Raw genomic sequence first — 25333 nt, 5'->3', positions numbered from 1 at the left:
TCGCCGGTCGTGTCGGCAGCGCGGCATACACTCGATCTCGCTCCCAGACCTTCAGAGAGGCGCACGTGGCTGACTCGTTCGTACATCTTCACAATCACACCGAGTACTCGATGCTCGACGGTGCGGCCAAGGTCGGCGCCATGTTCGAGGAGGCCGCTCGTCTCGAAATGACCGCAGTCGGCATGACCGACCACGGAAACATGTACGGCGCCAGCCAGTTCTACAACGAGGCAAAGAGCGCCGGCATCAAGCCGATCATCGGCATCGAGGCGTACATCGCACCCGAATCCCGCTTCAACACAAAGCGAGTTCTGTGGGGCGATCGAAGCCAGAAGTCCGACGACGTCTCCGGTAGCGGTGCGTACACGCACATGACGATGGTGGCCGAGAACGCGACCGGACTCCGAAACCTCTTCAAGCTGTCTTCTCTCGCGTCCATCGAGGGACAGCTCGGCAAGTGGCCTCGCATGGACGAGGAGCTCATCGCGGCGCACGCCGAGGGCATCATCGCCACCACGGGCTGCCCGTCCGGTGAGATCCAGACCCGCCTTCGTCTCGGCCACGATCGCGAGGCTCTCGAAGCAGCCGCGAAGTGGCAGGAGATCTGGGGCCCGGACAACTTCTTCCTCGAACTGATGGATCACGGTCTCTCGATCGAGCGCCGTGTGCGAGAGGGTCTGCTCGACATCGGCAAGCAACTCGGTATTCCGCCACTTGCCACCAACGACTGCCATTACGTCACCAAGGACGCCGCCGAGAATCACGAGGCGCTGCTCTGCATTCAGACCGGCAAGACGCTCTCCGACCCCACTCGCTTCAAGTTCGACGGCGACGGCTACTACCTCAAGTCCGCTGCCGAGATGCGCGCCATCTGGGACAACGAGGTACCGGGGGCATGCGACAACACCGTTGCCATCGGCGAGCGTGTGCAGTCGTACGAGGACGTGTGGGCGTTCCACGATCGCATGCCGATCTTCCCGGTCCCGGAGGGTCACACGCAGCAGACCTTCCTGCGCGCCGAGGTGATGCGCGGACTCGATCGCCGCTTCCCTAGCGGACCGCCGCAGGAGTACCTCGCCCGCGCCGACTACGAGATCGGCGTCATCAACGAAATGGGCTTCCCGGCCTACTTCCTCGTGGTCGGCGACCTGATCAACCACGCCAAGGACGTCGGGATCCGTGTCGGGCCCGGCCGTGGATCGGCTGCCGGTTCGTTGGTGGCCTACGCGATGGGTATCACCAACATCGACCCCATCCCGTACGGGTTGCTGTTCGAGCGATTCCTCAACCCCGAGCGTGTGTCCATGCCCGATATCGATATCGACTTCGATGATCGCCGTCGCGGCGAGATGGTTCGCTACGCGACGGACAAGTGGGGCAACGACAAGGTCGCCCAGGTCATCACCTTCGGCACCATCAAGACCAAGGCTGCCATCAAGGACTCGGCTCGCGTCCAGTTCGGCAAGCCGGGCTTCGCCATCGCCGATCAGATCACCAAGGCACTCCCGCCGCCCATCATGGCCAAGGACATCTCTGTCTCCGGTATCACCGATCCGAAGCACGAGCGGTACAAGGAGGCCGTCGAGGTTCGAGCACTCATCGACTCCAGCCCGGACGTCGCGAAGATCTACAAGACCGCGGTGGGTCTGGAGGGGCTGATCCGTAACGCCGGTGTGCACGCCTGCGCGGTCATCATGTCGTCCGAACCGCTCACCGACGCAATCCCGGTCTGGAAGCGCGCCCAGGACGGCGCCATCATCACCGGGTGGGACTACCCCTCGTGTGAAGCCATCGGCCTGCTCAAGATGGACTTCCTCGGTCTGCGAAACCTCACGGTCATCGGCGACACGCTCGAGAACATCAAAGCCAACCGCGGCATCGACCTCGACCTCGACACTTTGCCGATGGACGATGCGGCAACATACGAACTGCTCGCCCGCGGCGACACTCTCGGTGTGTTCCAGCTCGACGGCGGCGGTATGCGCGAGTTGCTGAAACTGATGCAGCCCACCGGATTCGGCGACATCGTCGCCGCCTTGGCGCTGTATCGACCGGGACCGATGGGTGTGGACGCCCACATCTCGTACGCCAAGCGCAAGAACGCCTTGGAAGACGTCAAGCCGATTCACCCCGAGTTGGAGGAGCCGCTCGCGGAGATCCTCTCGGAGACCTACGGCCTGATCATCTACCAGGAGCAGATCATGCAACTGGCGCAGAAGGTGGCCGGGTACACCCTAGGTCAGGCCGACTTGCTGCGTCGCGCCATGGGTAAGAAGAAGCTGTCCGAGCTGGAAAAGGCCTACGCCGGCTTCCGGCAGGGCATGTTGGACAACAACTTCAGCGAAGCCGCCATCAAAGCGCTGTGGGACACGGTCCTTCCCTTCGCCGGCTACGCGTTCAACAAGTCGCACTCCGCCGGCTACGGACTCGTGTCGTACTGGACTGCGTACCTCAAGGCGAACTACCCGGCCGAGTACATGGCGGGTCTGCTGACCTCCGTCGGTGACGACAAGGACAAGTCCGCGATCTATCTCGCCGACTGCCGCAAGTTGGGTATCACCGTTCTCCCACCGGACGTCAACGAGTCACGCGTCGACTTCGCGACCGTCGGCGACGACATCCGTTTCGGTATGGGGTCGGTGCGCAACGTCGGCGCCAACGTCGTCGCCTCGATCATCAAGGCGCGCACCGAGAAGTCGAAGTTCACAGATTTCTCCGACTATCTCGGCAAGATCGACGCGATGGCTTGCAACAAGAAGGTCACCGAATCGCTCATCAAGGCCGGTGCTTTCGACTCGTTGGGTCATCCGCGCAAGGGCCTGATGTTGGTTCATGCCGACGCCATCGATTCCGTGATGAGCACCAAGAAGGCGGAGGCGATCGGACAGTTCGACCTCTTCGGCGGTGCCGAGGCGGACGAGTCGATCACCTCGGTGTTCGACGTCAAGATTCCTGACGAAGAGTGGGATTCCAAGCATCGCCTGGCGCTCGAACGAGAGATGCTGGGGCTGTACGTTTCCGGTCACCCGCTCAACGGCGTCGAGCACATTCTTCGCCAGCAGTCCGACACGTCCATCGCCGCGATTTTGGAAGGCGGCGTCCAGGACGGTGCCCAGGTAACTCTCGGCGGCATCATCGCCTCGGTGGACCGCCGGGTCAACAAGAACGGTCTGACCTGGTGCATCGTGCAGCTCGAAGATCTCGTGGGTGGAATCGAGGTGCTGTTCTTCCCGCAGGCGTACGCCGTGTACGGAATGGACATCGCCGAGGATGCCATCGTGTTGGTCAAGGCTCGCGTTTCGATCCGAGACGATCGGATGTCACTGATCGGCAACGACCTTGCGGTACCTGATATTTCGGCGATCGGGGTTGCGCGTCCGCTGTCGGTCTCGCTGCCGCTTCGGCAATGCACCAAGGACAAGCTCAGTGCTCTCAAGCAGGTGTTGACCAGGCATCCGGGGACGTCCGATGTCCATGTCCGACTGATCGGCGGAACCGAAATCAGCTTGTGGAAGGTCGACGACGTCCTTCGGGTCGAACCGTCCTCGGCACTGATGGGCGACCTGAAGGCATTGCTCGGACCGAGTTGCCTGACGGTCTGACCGCCGAGCGGACCTGAACCGAACGAAGGGACCTTGCTGCTGATGCAGCAAGGTCCCTTCGTGGTTCGCGGGAGTTCGGGGGAGTGCGGTGATCAGGTGGTGCGTGAGTAGTGCACGCGCCGTACCCACCACGTGACTACAGCGGCCGTTGCGGCAGTCAGTACGGCCACCTGCATCGACTGCGTGACGGCACCGGCGACGACGAACAGCACGAACCCGACCACGAGAGCTTCGATCTTGTACAGCGGCCACCGAGTTCCGGCCAGATCGACGCAATAGTCGGGGGAGGGGCGTGATTCGCGAGTGGAGATATCGGCGGTGGTCATCTCGTCCCTTTCTGATACGGCTGTTCGAAGCTGTGGTTTCAGAGTAGCCAGAGATGAGAGTTCGGGCAAGCGAACTTTATTGATCGGCAGCTCACTTAATCGATCAACCAGGGGAGTGCGCGGGCGACAGGCCTGGTCGGCGTGGTTCGGTGGCCAAGGTGCTCGAGTGGGTGTTCACTGGTACACATGCCAATCACAGGTGAGTACGAACCCAGTCCAGCGTCGTGGGCCGCCGATCAGGTCGCACGCATCGAGAACTCCGGTGGCACCGAGGGAAACGACATGAACGGCATGCCCGTCGTCGTTCTCACGACCATCGGGGCAAAGTCCGGCAAGGTCAGGAAGACGCCGCTGATGCGGGTCGAGCACGACGGTTCGTATGCCGTTGTGGCTTCGCTCGGTGGCGCCCCGAAGAATCCGGTCTGGTACTACAACGTCAAAGCCGACCCGCACGTCACGCTGCGTGACGCGACGCAGGTCTTCGACCTGGTTGCTCGGGAAGTCACCGGCGACGAGAAGGCGGTCTGGTGGGAGCGCGCTGTCGCTGCGTACCCCGACTACGCCGATTATCAGACGAAGACCGATCGTGAGATTCCGGTGTTCGTGCTCGAACCCAAGTAACCCCGCATTCCACAAGAAGCGCTGCATCAATCACAAGTAAATCGTCACTCCCGGGGGTCGGCGATCCCGACTCCCGTGAGTGTGTCATGGAGGTCTGATGAGTCCGAAAACCGTTGCAGATCAATTGGTTCAGCAGCTCGTTGACGCGGGTGTCAGTCGGATCTACGGCATTGTCGGTGACAGTCTCAATCCCATCGTCGATGCGGTTCGTCGCACCGGTGGTTCCGAGAAGGGCGGAATCGATTGGATACACGTCCGGCATGAGGAAGCAGCCGCCTTTGCGGCCGCAGCGGATGCCCAGATCACCGGAAAACTCGCAGTGTGTGCCGGATCCTGCGGTCCCGGAAACCTTCACCTGATCAACGGCCTGTACGACGCTCATCGTTCGGGCGCGCCGGTCCTCGCGATCGCCTCACACATCCCCAGCGCCCAGATCGGAATGGGCTACTTTCAGGAAACGCATCCCGAGCGGATCTTCATCGAATGTTCGAGTTACACCGAACTCGTCAGCACGGCAGTCCAATCACCTCGCGTGGTGCAGTCGGCGATTCAGCATTCGGTGGCTCGAAACGGCGTCTCGGTGATCGTGCTTCCCGGGGACATCGCCGATTGTCCGGCAGAAGGCACCCCGCCGACGCTCGTCGAAACCCGAAGGCCGACAGTCGTTCCGGATGCCGGTGACGTCAAGGCGTTGGCAGATGTGATCAACGGCTCGCGTAAGGTTGCGATCTTCGCCGGCGCGGGCGTGCGAGATGCGCGCGCGGAGGTTCTGGCGTTGGCCGAAACCGTCGGCGCTCCCATCGGGCATTCACTGCGTGGCAAGGAATGGATCCAGTACGACAATCCATACGACGTCGGGATGACCGGATTGCTCGGTTACGGTGCGGCGCACGACGGTATCCACGGCGCCGATCTCCTGCTCCTGATCGGTACGGACTTTCCCTACGATCAGTTCTTGCCCGACGACGTTCGCACTGCTCAGATCGACATCGCGGCCGAGCGGTTGGGGCGTCGAACCAGCCTGGACCTGGCTGTGCACGGCGACGTCGCGAGCACCTTGAGCGCACTGATTCCGCAGCTTGATCGAAAGACCGACCGCGGGTTCCTGGAGGACACGCTCGCCAAGCACAACACTCTGATGACCAAAGTGGTTGGTGCATACACGGATCCGGTCAAGCAGCGCACGCCGATTCACCCCGAGTATGCGGCATCGATCTTGGACGATCTGGCAGCCGACGACGCAATCTTCACCGCCGACACCGGGATGTGCAACGTGTGGACGGCGCGCTATCTCAATCCGAACGGATCGAGACGCTTCATCTCCTCGGCGCTGCACGGATCGATGTCCAATGCGCTCCCACACGCGATGGGTGCTGCATGGTCGAGTCCGGGGCGTCAGGTCATCTCGGTGTCGGGCGACGGTGGATTGTCGATGCTGCTCGGTGAGTTGGTCACCGTCGCGATGTACAAGTTGCCGGTCAAGATCGTGGTGTTCAACAACTCGACGCTCGGAATGGTCAAGCTCGAGATGCTGGTCGACGGCCTTCCGGATTTCGGGGTCGACGTGCCCGCGGTCGACTACGCGGCGGTTGCTGCTGCGCTCGGTATCTTTTCGCGCCGAATCGAGAATCCCGCGGATATCGAAGCGGGCCTACGCGCCGCGCTCGATCACGACGGTCCGGCCTTGGTGGATCTGGTGACCGATCCGTTGGCATTGTCGTTGCCGCCCACCATCACCGGTGGTCAGATGAAGGGCTTCGCTTTGGCGATGTCGAAGATGGTGATGAACGGCGGCGTCGGCGAGGCAGTACAGATGGCCAAGTCGAATCTGCGGAACGTGCCACGTCCCTCACAGTTGGATCCGCGCGGCTGACCTACCGCCACCCTGCCTCGCAGACCATGCGGGGCGGGGTGGTGGGAAGGTTGATCTCCGACGTGCGAAAATGGCGGGGTGTCTAACTCGCCCGATGTCGTAGTAACGAAGTCCACCGTCCCCGCGCTCGACGCGCAGGAGATCGACGCGGCCATCGAGCGAATTCAGCACGTCATTGCGGCGACGCCCCTGCAGTACAGCGATCGTCTTTCGGCGTTGACCGGGGCACACGTGTATCTCAAGCGTGAGGACCTCCAGGGCGTTCGTTCGTACAAGATTCGTGGAGCGTACAACCTGATCGCTCAGCTCAACGAGGCCGAACGCGGTGCCGGCGTAGTGACTGCCAGTGCCGGTAACCATGCGCAGGGTGTTGCTTTCGCGTGCCGAACGATGCAGATCAAGGGTCGGATCTACGTTCCGGCCAATACCCCCAAGCAGAAGCGTGATCGCATCCGCGCGCACGGTGGAGCGTTTGTCGAACTGTTCATGATCGGTGAGACCTATGACGCCGCCGCTGCTGCGGCCGCCGAGGACGTAGCCGAAACCGGCGCAACCATGGTTCCGCCGTTCGACGACGTGCGCACCGCTGCGGGGCAAGGAACCATCGCAGCGGAGATTCTGACGCAATTGGACGCCCCTCTCGACACGATCGTCGTGCCGGTCGGCGGCGGCGGTTGCATTGCGGGCATCGCCACCTACCTGCACGAACGGTCGCCGAAGACGTCGATCGTCGGGATCGAGCCGTCCGGTGCGGCGTCAATGACGGCCGCTCTTGTTGCCGGGGGCCCGGTGACTCTTCCCGACGTCGATCCATTTGTCGACGGAGCAGCGGTCAAGAGGATCGGCGATGTTCCCTACGAGGTCGTCTCACGTCTGGGTGCCGCCGTGGTGTCGCACGCGTCGTTGCCGCTCGTGGCTCGTCAACTTCAGACACGGTCCGGTTCGGGATCGTTTGTCGTCAATCAGATCGACGAGGGCGCTATCTGCACGGCGATGCTCGAGCTGTATCAGAGCGAGGGCATCATCGCTGAACCCGCGGGAGCGCTTTCCGTTGCGGCACTTCAGAATTTGACGTTCGAGCCGGGTTCGACCGTCGTGTGCCTGATCTCCGGTGGCAACAACGACGTCTCTCGTTACGGCGAAATCCTCGAGCGTTCGCTCGTTCACCTCGGGCTCAAGCACTACTTCCTGGTCGACTTTCCGCAGGAACCGGGAGCGCTCCGTCGCTTCCTCTCGGACGTGCTCGGGCCGGACGACGACATCGCGCTGTTCGAGTACGTCAAGCGAAACAATCGCGAGACGGGTGCCGCGTTGGTGGGTATCGAACTCGGTTCCGCCGACGGGTTGGCGGCGTTACTCGAGCGGATGGAGCGCGCGCCGATGCAGTCCGAGAGGCTCGAGCCGGGAAGCCCGGCGTACCGCTATCTGACGTAAGAGACGCCCCCGGTCAGGGCCGCAGTCGCTCGACCACCTGTCGATGCAATTCGGGATCCGGCTGGGGGAGCCCGAGCATGGCCGCCAGATACAGGCCGTCGCCGACGAGCCGGATGATCTCGGCCTGCACAGGGTCGGCGATCTCGGTCTGAAGGCCCTTGTCCCAGCTCCGCATCACATGTGTGACGGCCTTCTGGATTTCGTCGTGTTGTCCGTCGACTGTTCTCAGTGCCGCGATGATCGACCGGAAGAGTGAGAGTTCTTCGCTTTCGTTCGCATCGGGGATCTGCAGATAGAACTCGGTGACCGTCGTACCGCCTGCTACGGCGTCGTCGAGTTGCTGATCCGAGCGTTCCCCGAGTCTGCGGACCATCGCCGCGAGGAGGGCTTCCTTGCTGGGGAAGTGATAGAGAAGTCCGCCCTTGGAAACCCCGGCTTCGGCGGCAACGCCTTCGAGCGTGACTTGGGCGACGCCGCTGACCAGCAGCAGCTTCTCCAGTGCGTCGAGAATTCGATCGCGAGTGTCGGCAGCCATGTGATGTGACCCTACCCGGAAATAACTTTACCGCTCGGACGGTTCACTGTTACCGTAGACCTACTGTACCGGCTGGACGGTGCAGTGAAGTCTTTTCGAAAGAACTCAGAGAAAGTCGCAGGGGAGCAATGTCAGTGTCGGCAGATCACACGTCTGCAATCAATCCCGACGAGGTTCGGGCGACAAAGCGTGACTGGGCGGGCTTGATAGTCCTTGCCTTTGCTGTGTTGCTCATCGCAGTCGACGGCACGGTGCTCGATCTTGCGCTTCCGTTCATCAGCGCCGACCTCGAACCGAGCAGCACGCAGTTGCTGTGGATCATCGACGTCTATTCGTTCGTGCTCGCCGGTCTGCTCATCACCATGGGTACGCTCGGCGACCGGATCGGTAGGCGAAAACTGCTCCTGATCGGCGCAGTCGGCTTCGGTCTCGCCTCGATCATCGCCGCTCTCGCTGTCAGTCCCGAGATGCTCATTGCCGCCCGCGTGCTGCAGGGTATTTCCGGTGCAACGCTGATGCCGGCCACCCTCGGTCTGATCCGCACGATCTTCGTCAACCCGCGTCAGCGCACCGAGGCGATCGGTGTCTGGGGCGCGATGGCCGGTGGCGGTACCGCGGCCGGCCCGTTGGTCGGTGGTTGGTTGCTCGAGCACTTCTGGTGGGGTTCGGTCTTCTTGATCAACATTCCGGTCATGATCGCGCTGGTTGTACTCGGCCCGATCCTGATCCCGGAGTCGAAGGACCCCAATCCGGGTCGATTCGATCTCATCAGCGCTGGTCTGTCGATGGCGACCATGTTGCCGCTGGTGTACGCGGTCAAGGAATCCGTGGTGCACGGCGTCAGCATCACGTTGCTGGCGATCGGCCTCGTTGGTCTCGCGGCGGGTTACGTGTTCGTGCGTCGTCAGCGGATGCTGAAGGATCCGATGTTGGATCTGAAGCTGTTTGCCAACGCGTCGTTCTCCACCGCCGTCATCACCAACCTGCTCTCGATCTTCGCGCTGGCAGGTGTCCTGTTCTTCGGCTCGCAGTACCTGCAGTTGGTGCTGGGTAACTCGGCGCTCGACGCCGGCCTGCTGATGCTCCCGGGTATGTTGCTCAGCGCATTCACCGCGGTTGCGGCGGCCTGGTTGATTCGCCGGTGGTCGGTGTCTCACGTGCTCAGCGCGGGCCTCGCGGTTGCCGGTATCGGTGCTGCGATGCTGCTCGCGCTCGGCGTCGACAGCGGCCCGTTGATGTTCGTGATCGGCTTCGGTCTGGCCGGTGCTGGTGTCGGTGTCGCGTTGACGTTGACATCGGATCTCGTGGTCAGCTCGGTGGAACCCGAACGCGCCGGCGCTGCGTCCGCTGTGTCGGAGACCGCGTACGAACTCGGCATCGCGCTCGGCGTGGCGATCCTGGGCAGCGTGGTGATGGCGATCTTCCGCAAGGGAATCGACACCTCGATGCTCGAAGCAGATCAGGCGCACGCTGCACAGGGCACGCTCGGCGGTGCCCTGCAGGAAGCAACGTACCTACCTGGTGAACTCGGTTCGGTGCTTGCCGATTCCGCGAAGTCGGCGTTTGTCGACGGTATGCACGTTGCTGCCGGTGCAACAGCTTTGGTTCTGTTCGTCAGTGCCGCATTGGTGTTGCGGATGCTGCGGAGTACACCAGAGAACGCGAAGCGTTAATACCGGAATCTCGAGAGTTAGTCAGCTTTCGAGTACGACGAACGAGTGCCCCGGCACCACTGTTGCGGACGCGGTCTCGTCCTGTGTCGGCGGATCCCACCAGAGGATGGGGGTTCCGCCGGCCGGGACCGAGGCCGCGTCCGTTCCCAGATTGCACACGATCTGTAATGCGCCGCGGCGCAGGGTGATCCACTGGTCGTCCTCGTTGTAGTCGACGTGCAGGTGCCCCAGCCAAGGGTCGGTGATCTCGATTCGCTTCCTGCGCAGGGCAAGTAGATCGCGATAGCAGGCCAGGACGCGAGCGCGTGTCTCGTCGTCTCGCTCGTCCCAGTCCAGTTTCGATCGCAGAAATGTCTGTGGGTCTTGCGGATCCGGAATGTCGTCACTGTTCCAGCCGTGCGCCGCGAACTCCGCTTTGCGGCCTTTGGCAGTGGCCTCGCCGAGTTCCGGTTCCGGATGCGAGGTGAAGAACTGGAACGGAGTGGTCGCTCCCCATTCCTCGCCCATGAACAGCATCGGCGTGTACGGCGAGAGCAGGACCAGCGCCGCCTTGATCGCCAATTGTCCTGGCGTCAGATAGGCGCTCGGGCGGTCCCCGATCGCGCGGTTGCCGATCTGATCGTGGGTGCACGTGTATGCGAGCAGGGCGCTGGCGGGCTGATGCGTGATGTCGATCGGCCGGCCGTGAACCCGTCCACGGAACGAGGAATACGTTCCGGCGTGGAAGAAACCGCGCCGCAATGTATTTGCAAGGGATTCCAAGGATCCGAAGTCGGCGTAATAACCCTGGCGTTCGCCGGACACGGCCGTGTGAATGGTGTGGTGGATGTCGTCGTCCCACTGCGCGTCCAAGCCGAACCCGCCGGCCGCTCGTGGCGTGATCAGAGTGGCGTCGTTGAGATCGCTTTCGGCGATCAACGTGAGCGGTCGACCCAGATGAGCCGACAGTGTTTCCGTTCGGACGGCGAGTTCCTCGAGGATGTGCGTTGCGGTGTGATCGACCAACGCGTGGACGGCGTCGAGGCGTAGACCGTCGATGTGGAAATCGCGCATCCATCGCAGGGCATTCCCGATGATGTACTCGCGAACCTCGCCCGACTGCGGACCGCCGATGTTGATCGTTCGGCCCCAGGTGTTCGCTCCATCGGCAATGTAGGGGCCGAACTTTTCGAGGTAGTTGCCCGACGGGCCCAGGTGGTTGTAGACCACGTCAAGAATCACGCCGAGTCCGCGTTCGTGGGCCGCATTCACCAAGCGTTGCAATCCGTCCGGGCCACCGTAGATCTCGTGGACCGTGTACCAGAGCACACCGTCGTAGCCCCAGTTGTGAGTTCCGTTGAAGCCGTTGACCGGCATGATTTCCACGAAGCCGACGCCGAGGTCTACCAGGTGATCGAGACGTTCGATCGCGGCGTCGAATGTTCCTTCGGGGGTGAACGTTCCGATGTGCAGTTCGTAGACCGATGATCCTGGGAGTTGTCGTCCGGTCCACTGAGAGTCGGTCCAGGACGCCTCGTCGAGTTGGTGCAGTTGGGAGCGGAGATGCACGCCTTCGGGCTGGCGTGGTGAACGCGGATCCGGGAGTGTTTCACCGTCGACGACAAAGCCGTAGCGAGCGCGGTTGTCGCAGTCGACCTCGGCGCGCCACCACCCGTCGTCGGTCCGGTCCATCTCGTGCGTGATGCCGTCGACTTCGACCCGGACCGATTCCGGTGTGGGCGCCCAGACCTCGAATGTATGCACACGATCAGCATGCCTTGTTCGGCCGGATGTGGCAGCCCGGCGGGCTGGTTCCGTCGTCAAGGACTGTTTCTATCCGCAGGTGTTGCCGGACGGTGCAGACAGCGTGATCAGTTTCGGAGCGGGGGCGCTGCAGCATCCGCCCTCGGCTTTCCCTGTGTCGGTTTCTGCTGTGTCAGGTTCGTCGAAAATGCCTGCGCCGCCGCAGACTCCGGTCTCCGGAAGGACCAACTCGACGCGGGCCGCTGCTTCGTGATCGCCGGCGAGCTCGGCTGCGATGCTGCGAACCTGCTCGTAGCCGGTCATCGCCAGGAAGGTGGGTGCTCGGCCGTAGCTTTTCATTCCAGCCAAGTACACCCCCGGCTCCGGATGGCGAAGCTCCTTCGCGCCATGCGGGTAAACGGTGCCGCACGAGTGGACGTTCGGGTCGATCAGCGGAGCAAGCTCGACCGGTGCTTGTAAGACCGGGTCGAGGCCGAGTCGAATTTCCGAGAGCCAGGACAGATCGGGGCGGAAGCCGGTCAGCGTTATGACGTTGTCCACGTTCTCGATGCGATCACCCGCATCGGAGGCGAGTATGAGTTGTCCCGAAGGGGTAGTTGTCACCTCTGCGGTGCGGAAGCCGGTGACGACTCTCAACAGGCCATCCTCGACGGCCTTCTTTGCACGCAAGCCCAGGGCGCCGCGCGCGGGCAGTTCGTCAGCGTCGCCGCCTCCGAATGCAGAGCCGATGTTTCCTCGGCGGACCGCCCAGGTGATGCGGGTGCTCGGAGCCTGCTCCGCCAACCCTGACAGCGCAACGATCGCCGTCAGCGCGGAGTGGCCACTACCTGCGATGACGGTGTGCGTTCCGGCGAACTGTGCCCGCACTGCCGGATCGTCGAGATCAGGAACCCGGTACCGGATCGCAGTACCCACAGCGCCTTCGCCGAGTGCAGGAAGACCTTCACCACCGAGCGGGTTGGGGGTGCCCCAGGTGCCGGACGCATCCACAACGGCCTGGGCGAACATCCGATCCTCGGTTCCGTCCCGGCGCCGCAGGTGAATCGAGAGGGGTTCGCTGTCGCGTCCGGCGTCGACGACCAGGTCACGTCCGCGTCGAGCTACGCCGATCACCTCGGTGTCGAACTGGACCAGGTCGGCGAGGGCCGAGGCGAGTGGTTCGAGGTAGAGCTCGCGCCATTGCCGGCCGGTCGGATAGGTCTGCCCGTCGGGTGAGCTCCATCCATTCTGGTCGAGGAGTCGCCGCGCGGCGGGGGAGACGAGTTCGGACCACCGGGAGAACAGTCGAACGTGATTCCACTCGGAGATCGCAGCACCGGCTATGGTTCCGCGCTCGAATACAAGGGGTGTGAGTCCGCGCTCGCGCAGTTCTGCTGCGGCTGCCAGGCCGATCGGGCCGGCCCCGATCACGACAACGGGTAGGGGGTTCATTTTCGTGCCTTTCATCGACGATTATCGATCTACGGGGAACAGTATCGACGATCATCAATGTAGGCAACCATCGACAGCTGTCGATATAGTGGAGAGATGACTTCGCTGCAGACTCCGACGGTGCGAGTCGGAGATTCGGACTCGGATCAGATCCGTTCTTCCGTCCTCGCGCAGGGCGATGCCGATACCTACGCGCAGTGGTTCGCCTGCCTTGCCGAGCCGATGCGCGTCCGATTGCTTCACCGGGTAGCGAGCGCGGTCGGTGGTATTACCGTCGGAGCGCTCGCCGAGGCGTTGGGGATCGGGCAACCGACGGTGTCGCACCACCTGCGCAAGCTTGCCGATGTGGGTTTTGTGACCATGCGTAAGGAAGGGACGAGCACGGTCGTCGCGATGAGTCCGACGTGTTGCGTTGCCTTGCCGCAGGCGGCGGATGTGGTGATGGGAGTCCTTGCTCCGCGTCCGTGCTGCCCGAGTGATCTGCCCGACGATGTCTCTGTCCGGGCCATGATCGACGACGACTGGGATGCGGTTCGCCGTATTTACGGCGAGGGTATCGACACCCGAAATGCCACCTTTGCCGCTGAGGTCCCCTCGCGTGAGCATCTCCACGAACGGTGGCTGCCGCAGCATCGATGGGTGGCGACTGTCGGGGGTGTTGTTGTCGGATGGGCTGCGTTGAGTCCGGTGTTCGAGCGTGACTGCTACCGCGGGGTTGCCGAGAACTCCGTGTACGTTGCGGACGGCATGCGTGGTCGTGGCGTCGGAAAGGCGTTGTTGCGCAAGCAAGTCATGGCCGCCGATGCCGACGGACTCTGGACTCTGCAGACGTCGATGTTCCCGGAGAACCGTGCCTCCATCTCGCTCCATCATTCGGCCGGGTTTCGAACGGTCGGCCTTCGCGAGAAGATCGCCGAACTCGACGGCGTGTGGCGCGACACTGTTCTGCTCGAGCGTCGAACGGCGATCGCCGAGGGATGAGTCCGGGATCCGGCTGACCGGATGCCCGATTGCGCGTTGATTCGATATCTGCCAATATCGAAGAATGTCGAATCAAGAGCTGCCGGACTCCGAGGCTTGCTGCACCCCGCTCGTTCGTGAACCGTTGACCGAGGATTGGGCCGGCGACTTGTCTCGGATGTTCAAGGCCCTCGGCGATCCGGTTCGTCTCCGCTTGCTCAGCTTGGTGGCAAGTCACGAGGGTGGTGAAGCCTGCGTCTGCGACATCTCCGACTCGTTCGACTTGTCTCAGCCGACTATCTCGCATCACCTGAAGGTGTTGCGCCAGGCCGGGCTGCTCGATTGTGAACGACGCGGGACCTGGGTGTACTACTGGGTTATTCCGGCTGCGCTGCAACAGCTTTCCGCCGTTCTGCTGGTAGAAGGTGCGAGCGTGAGTGCCGTGGACGCTTGCGCTGAGGTCACCGCATGAGCAACACCGCTGCCACCACCGAACACCCCGAAGTCGTCGGAAAACTCTCCACCCTCGACCGCTATCTGGCGGTCTGGATCGGCGTGGCCATGGTCGTCGGCCTGCTGGTTGGACGCTGGATCCCCGGTGTGAACACTGCCCTGGACAAGGTGCAGATCGACGGCATCTCGCTACCGATCGCCCTCGGTCTGCTGATCATGATGTACCCGGTCCTGGCGAAGGTCCGCTACGACCGCCTCGACACAGTCACCGGGGACAAGAAACTCCTCGCCGGCTCCCTGTTCCTGAACTGGGTTCTCGGCCCGGCGCTGATGTTCGCCCTCGCCTGGCTGTTTCTGCCTGACCTGCCGGAATACCGAACCGGTTTGATCATCGTCGGTCTCGCTCGCTGCATCGCGATGGTGATCATCTGGAACGACCTGGCCTGCGGAGACCGCGAAGCCGCCGCGGTGCTGGTCGCCATCAATTCGGTGTTCCAGGTGATCATGTTCGCCGTGCTCGGTTGGTTCTACCTCTCGGTCCTGCCCGGGTGGCTCGGCCTCGAACAGACCACCATCGACACCTCGCCCTGGCAGATTGCGAAATCGGTCCTGATCTTCCTCGGTATCCCGCTGCTGGCAGGTTTTCTGTCCCGCTTCTTCGGCGAACGCGCCAAAGGCCGCGACTGGTACGACAACAAGTTCATCCCCAAGATCAGCCCCTGGGCGCTCTACGGTCTGCTGTTCACCATCGTCGTGCTCTTCTCGATGCAGGGCGAACAGATCACCTCCCAGCCTTGGGATGTCGTCCGGATCGCGCTGCCCTTGCTCGCGTACTTCGCGCTCATGTGGGGCGGAGGCTACATCCTCGGCGCCGCAATCGGATTGGGCTATGAACGCACCACGACCCTGGCGTTCACCGCCGCGGGCAACAACTTCGAACTCGCGATCGCGGTAGCCATCGCCACCTACGGCGCCACCTCGGGGCAAGCTCTTGCCGGTGTCGTCGGCCCGCTGATCGAGGTACCGGTGCTCGTCGGGCTGGTCTATGTCTCCCTTGCTCTACGCAAACGCTTTGCAGTCGAAGAGGTTTCATCCAGTCGAGAAAGAGCGAGGTCATGAGCAAACCATCGGTGTTGTTCGTCTGCGTCCACAATGCCGGTCGATCTCAGATGGCCGCGGGATTCCTGAGCCATCTCGCAGGCGACGCCATCGAGGTCCGTTCCGCCGGATCCGCACCCGCCGAGACCGTCAATTCGGCAGCGGTCGAGGCGATGGCAGAGCGCGGTATCGACATCTCAGCGCAGTCTCCGAAGATCCTCACTGTCGACGCCGTCCAGGATTCGGATGTCGTCATCACCATGGGCTGCGGCGACACGTGCCCGATCTTCCCCGGCAAGAGTTACCGAGACTGGGTTCTCGACGACCCGGCCGGACAGGGCCTTGAAGCAGTTCGCCCGATCCGTGACGAAATCGAGCGGCGCGTTCAAGCCTTGATCGCTGAACTCACCACTGCCGCGAAGTCTTCCTGACCGATCGGGGACTCGACAGGATCATTCGTCGGTGGGCTCGATGTGTTCGGCACCGAGGACGGAGAGTCGGTATTCCTGTGCGTCCTGCTCGGTTTCGAAATCTTTCTCTTCGAGGAGATTCCGGTCGGCGTCGAGGTATCGGTAAGTCGTCATTCCTCCACCGTGTCACTGATGAACGATTCGTGCTCGGATACCGGTTCGATTTCGTCGACGGCTATTTGAATCAGCCTTCCGTAGCGCCGGATCAGATCCTCCGACGACAGTGAATCCTCACCGAGGAGTTCGAGCGTCCGCATGCCGGTGGCCAGTCCGAGCAGCAGTGAGACGACGATCTGGCTGCGTACCAAACCGGGCTCCGTGTCGCCGATGCGGCGCGCGATCCCGTGAACGTATCGTTGCTTGATCTCGGCCCGAGCGGCGGCCGGATCTGGCGCCTCGTGAACGTGTACTGCGAGCATTGCCCACGGATCGGTTTCATCGGATTCTCTACGAGCGACAAGTTTCTCGACCAGTTGACAGCCGATGTCTCCGGTGGCGTCGGCATTCGGATCCTCGTCCATCGGAGGTGCGGACGGGATCGCAGCCGAGTACAGCCGAGCTTTGCTGCCGTAGATCTTCATGACCAGAGCAGGGGAGTAGCCGGCTGCGACCGCGATGTCCTTGATGGTCGTCGATGCGTAACCTCGTTCCGCGAACAAGGCTTTCGCTGCTGTGAGGATGCTGGCTTCGCCGCTGCTCATGTCGCTCGCCTCGATACCCGATCGCCATGCGTTCGGTTGCTCATACTGGCGTTCATACTGTCGTCAACGGCTCGGCATCGACGGGTACGTCGAAGTCGACGACGGTGGACTGCGCGATGACCGCTATCTGACGAGCCAATGTGCCGTGTCCGCTCTCGGTCAGCGCGGTCAGGATGTACCGGCCGGATGTGGGAAGTGCGATTCCGTAGTGCCCGGTTCCGTCGGTGACCGTGGATGCGACGAATTCGCCGGTCGGTTTCGTGAGCGTGACGACGGTTCCCGAGGTTGTTCGGCCGCCGACTCCGACCTTGCCGGAGATGGTGAGGCGGTCACCGAGTTCGACGGTGTGCGTCGATTGCGCGCTGTCGAAGCTGATTACCTGTGATCTCGGGGACCAACCGTCGGCGCTCGTGACCACCAGGTACCGGCCGGGCCGGGGTAGGGCGAGGGAAAAGTTGCCCTCGTTGTCGGCGCGACTCCAGTCGATCGGTCGACCCTCCATGTCCATCACGGTGACAACGGCCTGCCGGATCGGTCGGCTGTCGGCCCGGACCACACGACCGGCAACCACAATTTCCGTTTCGGACACGGCGGCGTCGGGAAGCTCGAACCCTTCCGGGGTCACCGGGCGAAGTGCCGCTTCCGGTTTTGCGCCGCGGCGAGGAATGAACGCAGCGGCAGCGGCAGCAGCCACGGCGGCGAGGGCGGCCAGCCAGAAGATGTTCTTGAAGGCGTCGATCGACGGAAGGCCCTCGCCCGGCCCGGACGGGATGACCATCGAAGTGAGCATGGCGGCAACCACCGCGCTGGACGTGGACGTACCGACTGAGCGGAGCAGCGAATTGAGGCCGTTTGCCGACGCGGTTTCGGTAATCGGAACCGATCGCATGATCAGCATCGGCATCGCGGAGTAGGCGATTGCAGTTCCGATGCTGACCACCGCCGCGCTGATGATGATCAGTGCTATCGAACCGGTCAGGAACACTCGCGCGATGTAGGCGAGCGCGAGCACCGTGCCGCCGACGATCAGGGTGATCTTGGCTCCGAATCGCTTCGTGATGTTCGCGGAGACGGGCGCGAAGAAGACCATCGCGAGGCCTGCCGGAATCATGCACAGTCCGGCCGCCATCACGCCCAGTTCGAAGCCGTAGCCGGAGATCTTCGGCATCTGAAGTTGTTGGGTGGTGGAGAGGTTGTTCGCGTACATCGAGAAGCCGACGAGGATCGAGGCGACGTTGGTCAGCAGAACAGGCCGCTTGGCCGACGTTCGTAGATCGACCATCGGCTGGGTGACGCGAAGTTCGTAAGGGAACCACAATGCGAGAGTCACGATTCCGATGACGAACATCAGCAATGTCAGTTCGCTCGTCCACCCCCAACGGGCGCCCTTGGAGATGGCGAGGAGGATCGCCGTGAGTGCTGTCGAGAGCATGACCGCGCCCAGGAAGTCGAATTTGCCGCGGGTACGAACACTCGATTCCGGGACGACGACGGCTACCGCGATGATCAGCAGGACGCCCACGATCGCCGAGAGCCAGAAGATGGCGGGCCAGCCCAGATGCTCGAAGATCAACCCGGACAGGGGGAGCCCGAGTGCGCTGCCGATTCCGAGAGTGGCACTCATCAACGCTGTTGCCGACGCCACCTTCTCCTTGGGCAGTTCGTCGCGCATGATGCTGATTCCGACGGGGATCATCGAGATCGCGAAGCCCTGGAGACCACGTCCGATGAGCAGGGCGACAAAATTGCCGCCGATCGCCGCGACCAGTGATCCGACCACGATCATCGTCATCGAGATCAGCATCATGCGTCGTTTTCCGAACATGTCTGCCAGGCGGGAGACGATCGGAGTGGCGACGGCACTCGTGAGGAGCGTGACGGTGACGAGCCAGGAGGCGTCGTCAGCGCTGACGCCGAGGATCTTCGGGAAATCGGGCAACAACGGAATGACCATCGTTTGTTGCAGCGCGACCACGGTGCCGGAAAGACAGAGAATTGCGGTAATGAGCCGACTTGAACGGCGAGTGGTCGGAGACGAGTGCAATGCCAAGAGACGGTCCTTCACGCGGCGATGGTGAACGGGAATTCACCCATGAGTGAACCACTGTTCACCCGTCGCTGTCACCTTCGGTGAATATGCGATTTCTCACGACGGCAACTCGCCCCAGGGTTTCCGAGTCGGCATGGCGGGAACAACGTCAGTGGTTGGTCTGCGCCTGCGCGAGCGGGCAGCGAGGAGGAGTGATGCATGCCGAAGTGGGTGACCGTCTCCACGTCCAGGGGCGCGTGGTGGGGCAGGCGGAGGTAACTGCCGAGGTTCTCGAGGTGCACGGCGAGGACGGCGGTCCTCCCTATCTGGTCAGGTACGACAACGGCCACGAGGCGTTGGTGTTTCCCGGTAGCGACGGCTGGATAGATCACCCCGGAAAAGGCTCCTGAGCTGCACGATTCTTTCCATGCATGGTCGTTGCATCGAATGCGGCTAAAGTGTGCGCAATGGAGGGCAGACGCCAGTACCACTCCCGCGTACGTGAAGCTTCCGCGCAGCGAACGCGTGAACTCATTCGTGATGCGGCGACGGCCTTGTTTATTCGAGACGGGTATGTCAAAGCCACCGTCAAGCAGATTGCCGCCTCGGCCGGCGTCGCCGATCGGACGGTGTTCACAGCCTTCCCTGGCGGGAAACTCGAGATCTTCGAAGCGGCCCTCGCTGCGGCGCTCGATGCCGAAGAGGTTCCACTCGGCGCGCCGAACCTGGCCTCGGACCCCGATGACGTTCGCCGGATCGTCTCCCAGATCGTGGCACAGGGCATCGGACTGCTCGAACGTGCCGGCGCTCTGATGATGGTCGCGGTCGAATCCTCGGGTGCGGATGCCGACATGCGTCGACTATCCGAGGAGTCGTCGGATCAGTCGGCCGTCAATGCGATGTCGATAGCCGAGGGTCTCTCCGAGCATGGCTTGTTGAGGCCTGAGATTTCGCTCGAGAAAGCCGCGGGCATACTTGCCGCTTTCGTCTCGCCTCAGCTTCATCAGCAATTGCGTCGGGTCAGTGGATGGGACGTCGATGCGTACCGAGGATGGCTCGAGTTCAACATTCGCCAGAATCTAATGTACTAATTGGTCTGTTTTCGTTAGCATGGCGAGGGTTTTTTATTCTCGGGAGGAATCGCCAGCGTGCCCTATGCCTTGTTCGGCCTCATCACGATGTTGCTGTGGATTTTCTGCATCGTCGACGCCATCACGAGAGATGACGCCTACATCCAGTACCTACCCAAGGTCGTCTGGATTCTGATCATCATCTTCCTTCCTACTTTGGGATCGGTTCTGTGGCTGGTGGTCGGGCGCGGACAGAACGCGCCCCGCGGTTACGTCGGCCCAACCGGTTACGGCGAATACGAGCGCCCGGGACGTGCCGTTGCGCAGGATCCGGCGGCGGACGAAGCCTTCTTGCGTCAGTGCCGCGAGCGGGCGGAAGAGCAGCGTCGAATTGCCAAGCAGCAGCGCCGCGACGGCGACGCTGATCGGATGTGAGTTATCGGTAGGCCGTGAGTCGGTCCAACACGAGCCGAAGCGGCGGCCACGACGATCGGCCGCGACGCGTCACCGCATAGGCAGTGAGGATGACGGGCGGATCGACGAGTGGTTCGACGCGCACGCCTTCGCGAGTCTTGCGTTCGAGCGGCATCAGCCCCACGCCGTAACCACTGAGGATCAAGAGTTCGACCAAGTCGAGACTGTCGATCTGGTGAGTGATCCGAGGGGTGAACCCGGCCAGCGACGCGAGGGTTCGCACAGCGCGCTCGTCTGCCGTGTTGCGTGAGTTCACTATCCATGACGTGTCGGCGAAGGCGCGGAGATCGATTCCGGATTCTGTGGACTTGTCGGGAGCTTTGGCGTCGTCGGGAACACACAGTCCCCAGGGCGTCGACCAGAGCGGAATTGCTTCGAGTAGTGGGCTCGGCGACGCGGGGGGCAAGGTTGTAGTCGTACGTCAGTGCGAGGTCTAGATCGTCGCGTTCGAGGAGTGCAAAAGCCTCGACGGGTTCGTATTCGTAGATCATCACGTCCACCTGCGGGTGACTGCGTTGCAGGCTTCGAGCGACGGGGAGCATCGCGGTTCTGATCGCAGTTGCGAATCCGCCGACTCGCAGGGTCCCCACCGGTTCCGCGTCCGGATCGAGGTCCAGGCGAGCTGCATCGACGGCTGCCAGGATGGTGACGGCATGATCGGCCAGTCGTTGACCGGCCGGCGTCAGCCGCACCCGGCGACCGTCGGGCTCGATCAGTGCGGTACCGGTCTCCGCGGTCAAGGCCGCGAGTTGTTGGGACACTGTCGACGTCGTGAGGTTGTGCGCTTCGGCGACCGCACGCATCGAACCCAAGCGGGAGAGTTCGAGGAGGAGATGGAGTCGACGGGTTTCCATCCTTCGATCATTCACTAATCGTGAACATAATGTAGGTCAAAATCGCGTGGACACGAACGGTTGGCCTCCCGTTCAATTCAGCTATGGATACGAAAGCGCGGGCCGGAGTGGGCCTGGCTGTTTTGGCGATGTTGTGCGTGCAGCTCGGGCTCGCCGTGTCGGTGGGCCTGATCGATCAGCTCGGCGCAGACGGAGCGGCGTGGCTACGACTCGCCTGGGCAGGCATCATTCTTCTGATCATCGTCAGGCCCCGCCCTTCGGCGTTCACTCGCAAGGCGTTTCTGGCTTGCGTGGTTCTGGGTGTGGTCACCGCAGGCATGACGCTCCTGTTCATGGCAGCGGTGGAGCGCCTTCCGCTGGGAACAGCAAGCGCATTGGAATTCTTGGGTCCGCTGACGGTTGCTTTGCTCCGGGGGCGTGGCCGCGTTCTGTGGCCGGTTCTGGCAGGCGTGGGCGTCGTGCTTCTCACCGAACCGTGGGCCGGGACAGTCGATCTGGTCGGTGTGGCGTACGCACTCGGTGCGGCGCTCTGCTGGGCGATGTACATTTTGCTCACCCAGCGCGTCGGCGACGAGGTTGCCGGTATCAACGGGCTGGCGGTGTCGATGGCGGTAGCCGGGTTGGCCGCGACAATTGCCGTAGGCCACTCGGCTATCGGGCGGCTGACTCCGCATCTGATTCTCGTGGGCCTCGGACTCGCGATCTTGCTGCCCGTCGTGCCGTTCGTTCTGGAGATGGTCTCGTTGCGAAGGCTGTCCACGGCGGCGTTCGGCACGCTGATGAGTCTCGAGCCTGCTTTCGCGCAGCTTATCGGTCTGGTTGTGCTGCAACAGGTTCCGAGTGTTCTGGCCGTGGCAGGTATCGCGTGCGTCGTCGTCGCAGGGATCGGCGCGGCCCGCGGTGGTGCTCGAGGTGGCGCCCGGAAGCCGACTGAGCCACCCTCCGATTCCGAGCGAACGTACCTTTCGGCGCCTTCATGAGACCGAGAGTGCCGTTCGCTCAGGTCGCGTTCGCTCAGTGCGAGTGCGCCGCGGCGATTGCTCCGTCGAACACGTCGGCGACCTCGCCGAGGGAATCGAGAATCGGCTGACCGGATCGTTCGACGCGAGCCCGCACCAGCGAGCCCTCGAGCGCGGACACTGCCAGGACGGCAAGCCGTTCCGCTCGCGCACGTCCGACCCCGGACGCGATCAGTGTGTCGCGCAGTAGCGAAGTCCACTGTCGATACACCGCCTGTCCGGCGGCTGTCACGCTCTCCGAATCGGGGGCAAGTTCCAACAACACCGTCGTGATCGGCGAGCCTTCGTGGAAATCCGAATCGCTCACCCATCCGGCGAGCAACCGCGCGTACTCGCGCAGTAGCGACCCGGCGTCCGATTGGCTGTCGGCGAGTTCGGTCAGGGTGTCGGTGACCAATTGCCCGCCGACGCGGACGACCTCTTCGCCGATCTGCTCTTTGCCGCCGGGAAAGTAGTGGTAGAGCGAACCTTTCGGCGCCCCGCTCGACTTGAGGATCTCGTTGAGGCCCGTTGCCGCATACCCCTGGCGGCGAAACAGATCGGCCGCAGCTCGTACGAGTGCTTCGCGGTGTTTCGGGGGAGTCGCCACGAGTTGGAGCTTAAACACCCCAGCGATCCACCACAATCTATGTAGACTGGTCTACATGGGAAATTCTGAAATGCTCGAACAGTTGCGCGCGGTCAACGCCTCGGCGGCCTTCAACCGGTGGGCCGGATTCGAAGTCACGGAGGCCGAACCGGGTCGCGTTTGTCTGCGGCTCGAATGGCGTGAGGATCTGGGCCAGTACTCGGGACACCTGCACGCTGCGCTCGTGGCGGGACTCGTCGACACCGCGTGCGGATTTGCTGCTTTCACCCAGGTAGGTGTCGTGGCGGCGTCCAACTGCGCGGTCAATTTCGTGAGTCCGGGCGTCGGAACCGCATTTGTCGCTACGGCGCGCTCGGTCAAGGCCGGGCGCAAGCAGGTGTTCGTCACTGCCGAGGTACATGCCGAACGCGAAGGCGAATCGGTGCTCGTCGCGTTCGGCACCACCCTGTTGGTTCCACTCGCCCCTAAGGCCTAGGCAAGACAGAGCTGAAGGTCACGGAACGAGGATGAACTTTCCCGCGGGGTGCGAACTCTGCAACTCGGTGTGAGCGAGTGCCACGTCCGCTAGCGGGAAGGTCTTGGCGATCTTCACGATGAGGTGTCCGGAACCGGCTTGTTCGACAAGTTCGGATCGTGCCTTCAAACGCGCTTCCGCACTTGCCGGATTGCCTCCGCCGACGGAAGCGAAGCCGTCGGTCTGGGCGCGTCCGAACGCGACGATGGTGACGATGCGACTCTTGTCGGTGACCAAAGCCAGAGATGCATCGACGGCTTCGTCCGTTCCGGCGGTGTCGAAGGCGGCGTCGACGCCGTTCGGCGCGAGTTCACGGACACGCGCTTCGAGGCCGTGGCCGTAGAGCACAGGCGTGGCGCCGAGCGAGCGCACGTAATCCTGATTCGAGGCTCCCGCAGTGCCGATCACCGTAGCTCCGCGACCAACTGCCAACTGAACAGCGATCGCGCCGACGCCGCCGGACGCGCCGTGGATGAGAACGGTGTCGCCGGAACCGACCCGAATGGTGTCGAGGGCGTCGACTGCAGTTCCGCCGACCAGAAGGAGGCCGGCTGCCTGTTCCCAGCTGATGCCTGCGGGCTTCGCGGTGACAGAGGAGACCGGCACGACTACTTGTTCGGAGTAGAGGCCGTTGCCGGGGCTGACGATCACTTCGTCGCCGACGTTCACATTTGTGACGCCGTCGCCGACAGCCGAGACGACGCCCGCTGCCTCGCCGCCGAGGCGGATGGGAAGTTTCTCGGGGTCGGTGCCGAAAGCGCCGCTGTAGAGCTTGAAGTCGAAGGGATTGACGCCGATCGCCTTCACGTCGACCAGGACTTCACCTGATTTCGGTGCCGGTAAATCGACGTCCACCAGCTTCAGGACCTCGGGCGTGCCGTACGTCTGCGCTACAACAGTTTTGGTCATGTCTCGCGCAACCGTCCTCGGGGAAGCGATATTCCCCGAGGACGGGAAAAACTCGAGAAGATTCGATCAGCGGATCAGGGTGCCCAGATCGAGCGGCATCGCGATGCCGGTGATGTGATGGGCCTCGTCGGAACCGAGGAACGCGACGGCGGCGGCGATGTCCTCCGGCTGGCTGACCGGGTCGGGCAAGGTCTGCATGAAGATCGGACCGAGTGTGTGGGCGTTGGCGTCGATGAGCGGCCGCATGTCCGTCATCTGCATTCCGGTTTCCACGCCGTGTGGGTGGATGGTGTTGACCCGAATGTTGTACTGCCCCAACTCCGAGGCCATCGTCTTGGCCAGACCGGTGATGCCGTGTTTGCTCGCGACGTAATGGCCGAGGAAGGGGAGGCCGCGCAGGCCGGCGACGGAGCTGGTGAAGATGATCGAGCCACCGGTGCCTTGCTTGATCAGGTGCGGGATCGCTGCCTTGGCGGTGTGGAAGACGCCGGTCAGGTTGACGTCGAGCGTTTCCTGCCACTGCTCGGGCGTGATTTCCCAGGACATGTTGGCAGAACAGATTCCGGCGTTCGCGACGACGACGTCAAGTCGCCCCAATTCGTCGATGCCGGCCGCGAGCGCCGCGGACAGCGCAGAGAAGTCGCGAACGTCGGTCTTGGTAGCGACAATTCGACGGTCCAGGGCCTTGACCAGTTCGACTGTCTCGGCCAGGTCGTCGTCGGTGGCGCCGGCATACGAGGTGGATTCGAATTGAACACACGCGTCGACGGCGATGATGTCTGCGCCCTCTTCTGCCAGCCGGACAGTTTCGGCGCGCCCCTGACCGCGGGCGGCTCCGGTGATGAAGGCAACTTTTCCGGTGAATCGACTGGCGGCCATGCTCAAACCTCCGACTAGTGGTGACGATCTGCTCTTCGGAAGTTAGCGCGACGAAGTTCTTTTCGGGGGTGAATGC

Annotated in this window: 24 protein-coding genes and 1 pseudogene; 14 read left to right on the top strand and 11 right to left on the bottom strand. The window is 62.7% G+C overall.

The annotated features are described in order from the left end of the window. Positions 1–65 precede the first annotated feature (65 nt). Positions 66–3602 (top strand): DNA polymerase III subunit alpha, encoded by a 3537-nt coding sequence (gene dnaE / locus EHW12_RS17020; protein WP_003941755.1) that lies wholly within the window; start codon positions 66–68, stop codon positions 3600–3602. A gap of 92 nt (positions 3603–3694) precedes the next feature. On the opposite strand, the gene EHW12_RS17015 is transcribed toward dnaE, so the two are convergent. After that, positions 3695–3928, bottom strand: a complete 234-nt coding sequence (locus tag EHW12_RS17015) for a hypothetical protein (RefSeq protein WP_003941759.1) — start codon at positions 3926–3928, stop codon at positions 3695–3697. A gap of 186 nt (positions 3929–4114) precedes the next feature. Between EHW12_RS17015 and EHW12_RS17010 the strand changes: the two genes are divergently transcribed. The 3 genes from EHW12_RS17010 to ilvA all read left to right on the top strand — a co-directional run bounded on the left by EHW12_RS17010 (position 4115) and on the right by ilvA (position 7856). Beyond that, positions 4115–4549, top strand: coding sequence for a nitroreductase family deazaflavin-dependent oxidoreductase (locus EHW12_RS17010; protein ID WP_003941666.1), 435 nt, complete (start codon positions 4115–4117; stop codon positions 4547–4549). 97 nt (positions 4550–4646) lie between these two features. Continuing rightward, positions 4647–6422, top strand: coding sequence for a pyruvate dehydrogenase (locus EHW12_RS17005; protein WP_020969844.1), 1776 nt, complete (start codon positions 4647–4649; stop codon positions 6420–6422). 78 nt (positions 6423–6500) lie between these two features. Further along, positions 6501–7856: a threonine ammonia-lyase IlvA gene (ilvA, locus tag EHW12_RS17000; RefSeq protein WP_007733150.1), complete on the top strand. Its 1356-nt coding sequence runs from the start codon at positions 6501–6503 to the stop codon at positions 7854–7856. Between the two features lie 13 nt (positions 7857–7869). Here ilvA and EHW12_RS16995 read toward each other — a convergent pair whose 3' ends face one another. Beyond that, positions 7870–8391: a TetR/AcrR family transcriptional regulator gene (locus tag EHW12_RS16995; RefSeq protein WP_003941685.1), complete on the bottom strand. Its 522-nt coding sequence runs from the start codon at positions 8389–8391 to the stop codon at positions 7870–7872. A 128-nt stretch (positions 8392–8519) separates the two neighbouring features. Between EHW12_RS16995 and EHW12_RS16990 the strand changes: the two genes are divergently transcribed. Continuing rightward, positions 8520–10064 carry an MFS transporter gene (locus EHW12_RS16990; protein ID WP_125051240.1) on the top strand — a complete coding sequence of 515 codons (1545 nt, stop codon included), beginning with the start codon at positions 8520–8522 and terminating at the stop codon, positions 10062–10064. A gap of 21 nt (positions 10065–10085) precedes the next feature. Here the strand turns inward: EHW12_RS16990 and treZ are convergent, their stop codons facing one another. Both treZ and EHW12_RS16980 read right to left on the bottom strand, forming a co-directional pair. After that, on the bottom strand, positions 10086–11807 hold the full coding sequence (gene treZ, locus EHW12_RS16985) for a malto-oligosyltrehalose trehalohydrolase (RefSeq protein ID WP_030537019.1): 1722 nt from the start codon (positions 11805–11807) through the stop codon (positions 10086–10088). Positions 11808–11876: 69 nt separating this feature from the next. After that, entirely contained in the window at positions 11877–13238 is a 1362-nt protein-coding gene (locus tag EHW12_RS16980) for an NAD(P)-binding domain-containing protein (protein WP_125051238.1), read from the bottom strand. Between the two features lie 96 nt (positions 13239–13334). Here EHW12_RS16980 and EHW12_RS16975 point away from each other — a divergent pair, with 96 nt between their 5' ends. The 4 genes from EHW12_RS16975 to EHW12_RS16960 all read left to right on the top strand — a co-directional run bounded on the left by EHW12_RS16975 (position 13335) and on the right by EHW12_RS16960 (position 16180). Continuing rightward, the gene (locus tag EHW12_RS16975; RefSeq protein WP_125051237.1) at positions 13335–14219 is read left to right on the top strand and encodes a metalloregulator ArsR/SmtB family transcription factor; all 885 of its coding nucleotides are present in this window, start codon (positions 13335–13337) and stop codon (positions 14217–14219) included. Positions 14220–14283: 64 nt separating this feature from the next. Continuing rightward, the gene (locus EHW12_RS16970; protein WP_047270115.1) at positions 14284–14670 is read left to right on the top strand and encodes a metalloregulator ArsR/SmtB family transcription factor; all 387 of its coding nucleotides are present in this window, start codon (positions 14284–14286) and stop codon (positions 14668–14670) included. Continuing rightward, complete coding sequence (arsB, locus tag EHW12_RS16965; RefSeq protein WP_003941673.1) at positions 14667–15770, top strand: ACR3 family arsenite efflux transporter; 1104 nt, start codon at positions 14667–14669, stop codon at positions 15768–15770. The genes EHW12_RS16970 and arsB overlap by 4 nt, the downstream gene beginning before the upstream one ends. Beyond that, positions 15767–16180: an arsenate reductase ArsC gene (locus EHW12_RS16960; RefSeq protein WP_003941758.1), complete on the top strand. Its 414-nt coding sequence runs from the start codon at positions 15767–15769 to the stop codon at positions 16178–16180. The genes arsB and EHW12_RS16960 overlap by 4 nt, the downstream gene beginning before the upstream one ends. Positions 16181–16201: 21 nt before the next feature. Here EHW12_RS16960 and EHW12_RS35885 read toward each other — a convergent pair whose 3' ends face one another. Genes EHW12_RS35885 through EHW12_RS16950 form a run of 3 tightly spaced genes read right to left on the bottom strand, consistent with a single transcriptional unit; the run spans position 16202 to position 18985 of the window. Then, on the bottom strand, positions 16202–16333 hold the full coding sequence (locus EHW12_RS35885) for a hypothetical protein (protein WP_256082667.1): 132 nt from the start codon (positions 16331–16333) through the stop codon (positions 16202–16204). After that, positions 16330–16920, bottom strand: coding sequence for a TetR/AcrR family transcriptional regulator (locus EHW12_RS16955; protein ID WP_003941800.1), 591 nt, complete (start codon positions 16918–16920; stop codon positions 16330–16332). Before EHW12_RS16955 ends, EHW12_RS35885 begins: the two co-directional genes overlap by 4 nt. A gap of 52 nt (positions 16921–16972) precedes the next feature. Next, the gene (locus EHW12_RS16950; RefSeq protein WP_054186682.1) at positions 16973–18985 is read right to left on the bottom strand and encodes an MFS transporter; all 2013 of its coding nucleotides are present in this window, start codon (positions 18983–18985) and stop codon (positions 16973–16975) included. A gap of 179 nt (positions 18986–19164) precedes the next feature. On the opposite strand from EHW12_RS16950, the gene EHW12_RS16945 reads away from it, so the two are divergent. Genes EHW12_RS16945 through EHW12_RS16935 form a run of 3 tightly spaced genes read left to right on the top strand, consistent with a single transcriptional unit; the run spans position 19165 to position 20454 of the window. Further along, positions 19165–19359, top strand: a complete 195-nt coding sequence (locus EHW12_RS16945) for a DUF1918 domain-containing protein (RefSeq protein ID WP_003941743.1) — start codon at positions 19165–19167, stop codon at positions 19357–19359. 57 nt (positions 19360–19416) lie between these two features. Next, on the top strand, positions 19417–20040 hold the full coding sequence (locus EHW12_RS16940; RefSeq protein ID WP_042450140.1) for a TetR/AcrR family transcriptional regulator: 624 nt from the start codon (positions 19417–19419) through the stop codon (positions 20038–20040). 57 nt (positions 20041–20097) lie between these two features. Further along, positions 20098–20454 carry a PLD nuclease N-terminal domain-containing protein gene (locus tag EHW12_RS16935; RefSeq protein WP_003941757.1) on the top strand — a complete coding sequence of 119 codons (357 nt, stop codon included), beginning with the start codon at positions 20098–20100 and terminating at the stop codon, positions 20452–20454. Between the two features lies 1 nt (position 20455). Here EHW12_RS16935 and EHW12_RS16930 read toward each other — a convergent pair. Beyond that, positions 20456–21347, bottom strand: a pseudogene (locus EHW12_RS16930) (LysR family transcriptional regulator). A gap of 83 nt (positions 21348–21430) precedes the next feature. Between EHW12_RS16930 and EHW12_RS16925 the strand changes: the two are divergent. Next, positions 21431–22327, top strand: coding sequence for an EamA family transporter (locus tag EHW12_RS16925; RefSeq protein ID WP_042921816.1), 897 nt, complete (start codon positions 21431–21433; stop codon positions 22325–22327). Between the two features lie 34 nt (positions 22328–22361). Here EHW12_RS16925 and EHW12_RS16920 read toward each other — a convergent pair whose 3' ends face one another. Then, the gene (locus EHW12_RS16920; protein WP_003941729.1) at positions 22362–22955 is read right to left on the bottom strand and encodes a TetR/AcrR family transcriptional regulator; all 594 of its coding nucleotides are present in this window, start codon (positions 22953–22955) and stop codon (positions 22362–22364) included. Positions 22956–23010: 55 nt separating this feature from the next. Between EHW12_RS16920 and EHW12_RS16915 the strand changes: the two genes are divergently transcribed. After that, on the top strand, positions 23011–23430 hold the full coding sequence (locus EHW12_RS16915) for a PaaI family thioesterase (protein ID WP_230587613.1): 420 nt from the start codon (positions 23011–23013) through the stop codon (positions 23428–23430). A gap of 18 nt (positions 23431–23448) precedes the next feature. On the opposite strand, the gene EHW12_RS16910 is transcribed toward EHW12_RS16915, so the two are convergent. Both EHW12_RS16910 and EHW12_RS16905 read right to left on the bottom strand, forming a co-directional pair. Beyond that, entirely contained in the window at positions 23449–24378 is a 930-nt protein-coding gene (locus EHW12_RS16910) for an NADP-dependent oxidoreductase (protein WP_047270119.1), read from the bottom strand. 66 nt (positions 24379–24444) lie between these two features. Further along, on the bottom strand, positions 24445–25257 hold the full coding sequence (locus EHW12_RS16905) for a mycofactocin-coupled SDR family oxidoreductase (RefSeq protein ID WP_064113298.1): 813 nt from the start codon (positions 25255–25257) through the stop codon (positions 24445–24447). Positions 25258–25333: the final 76 nt, after the last annotated feature.

Source organism: Rhodococcus sp. NJ-530 (genome assembly GCF_003860625.1).
GTDB lineage: Bacteria > Actinomycetota > Actinomycetes > Mycobacteriales > Mycobacteriaceae > Rhodococcus_F > Rhodococcus_F qingshengii.
This window is presented reverse-complemented; position numbering and strand designations above follow the sequence as displayed.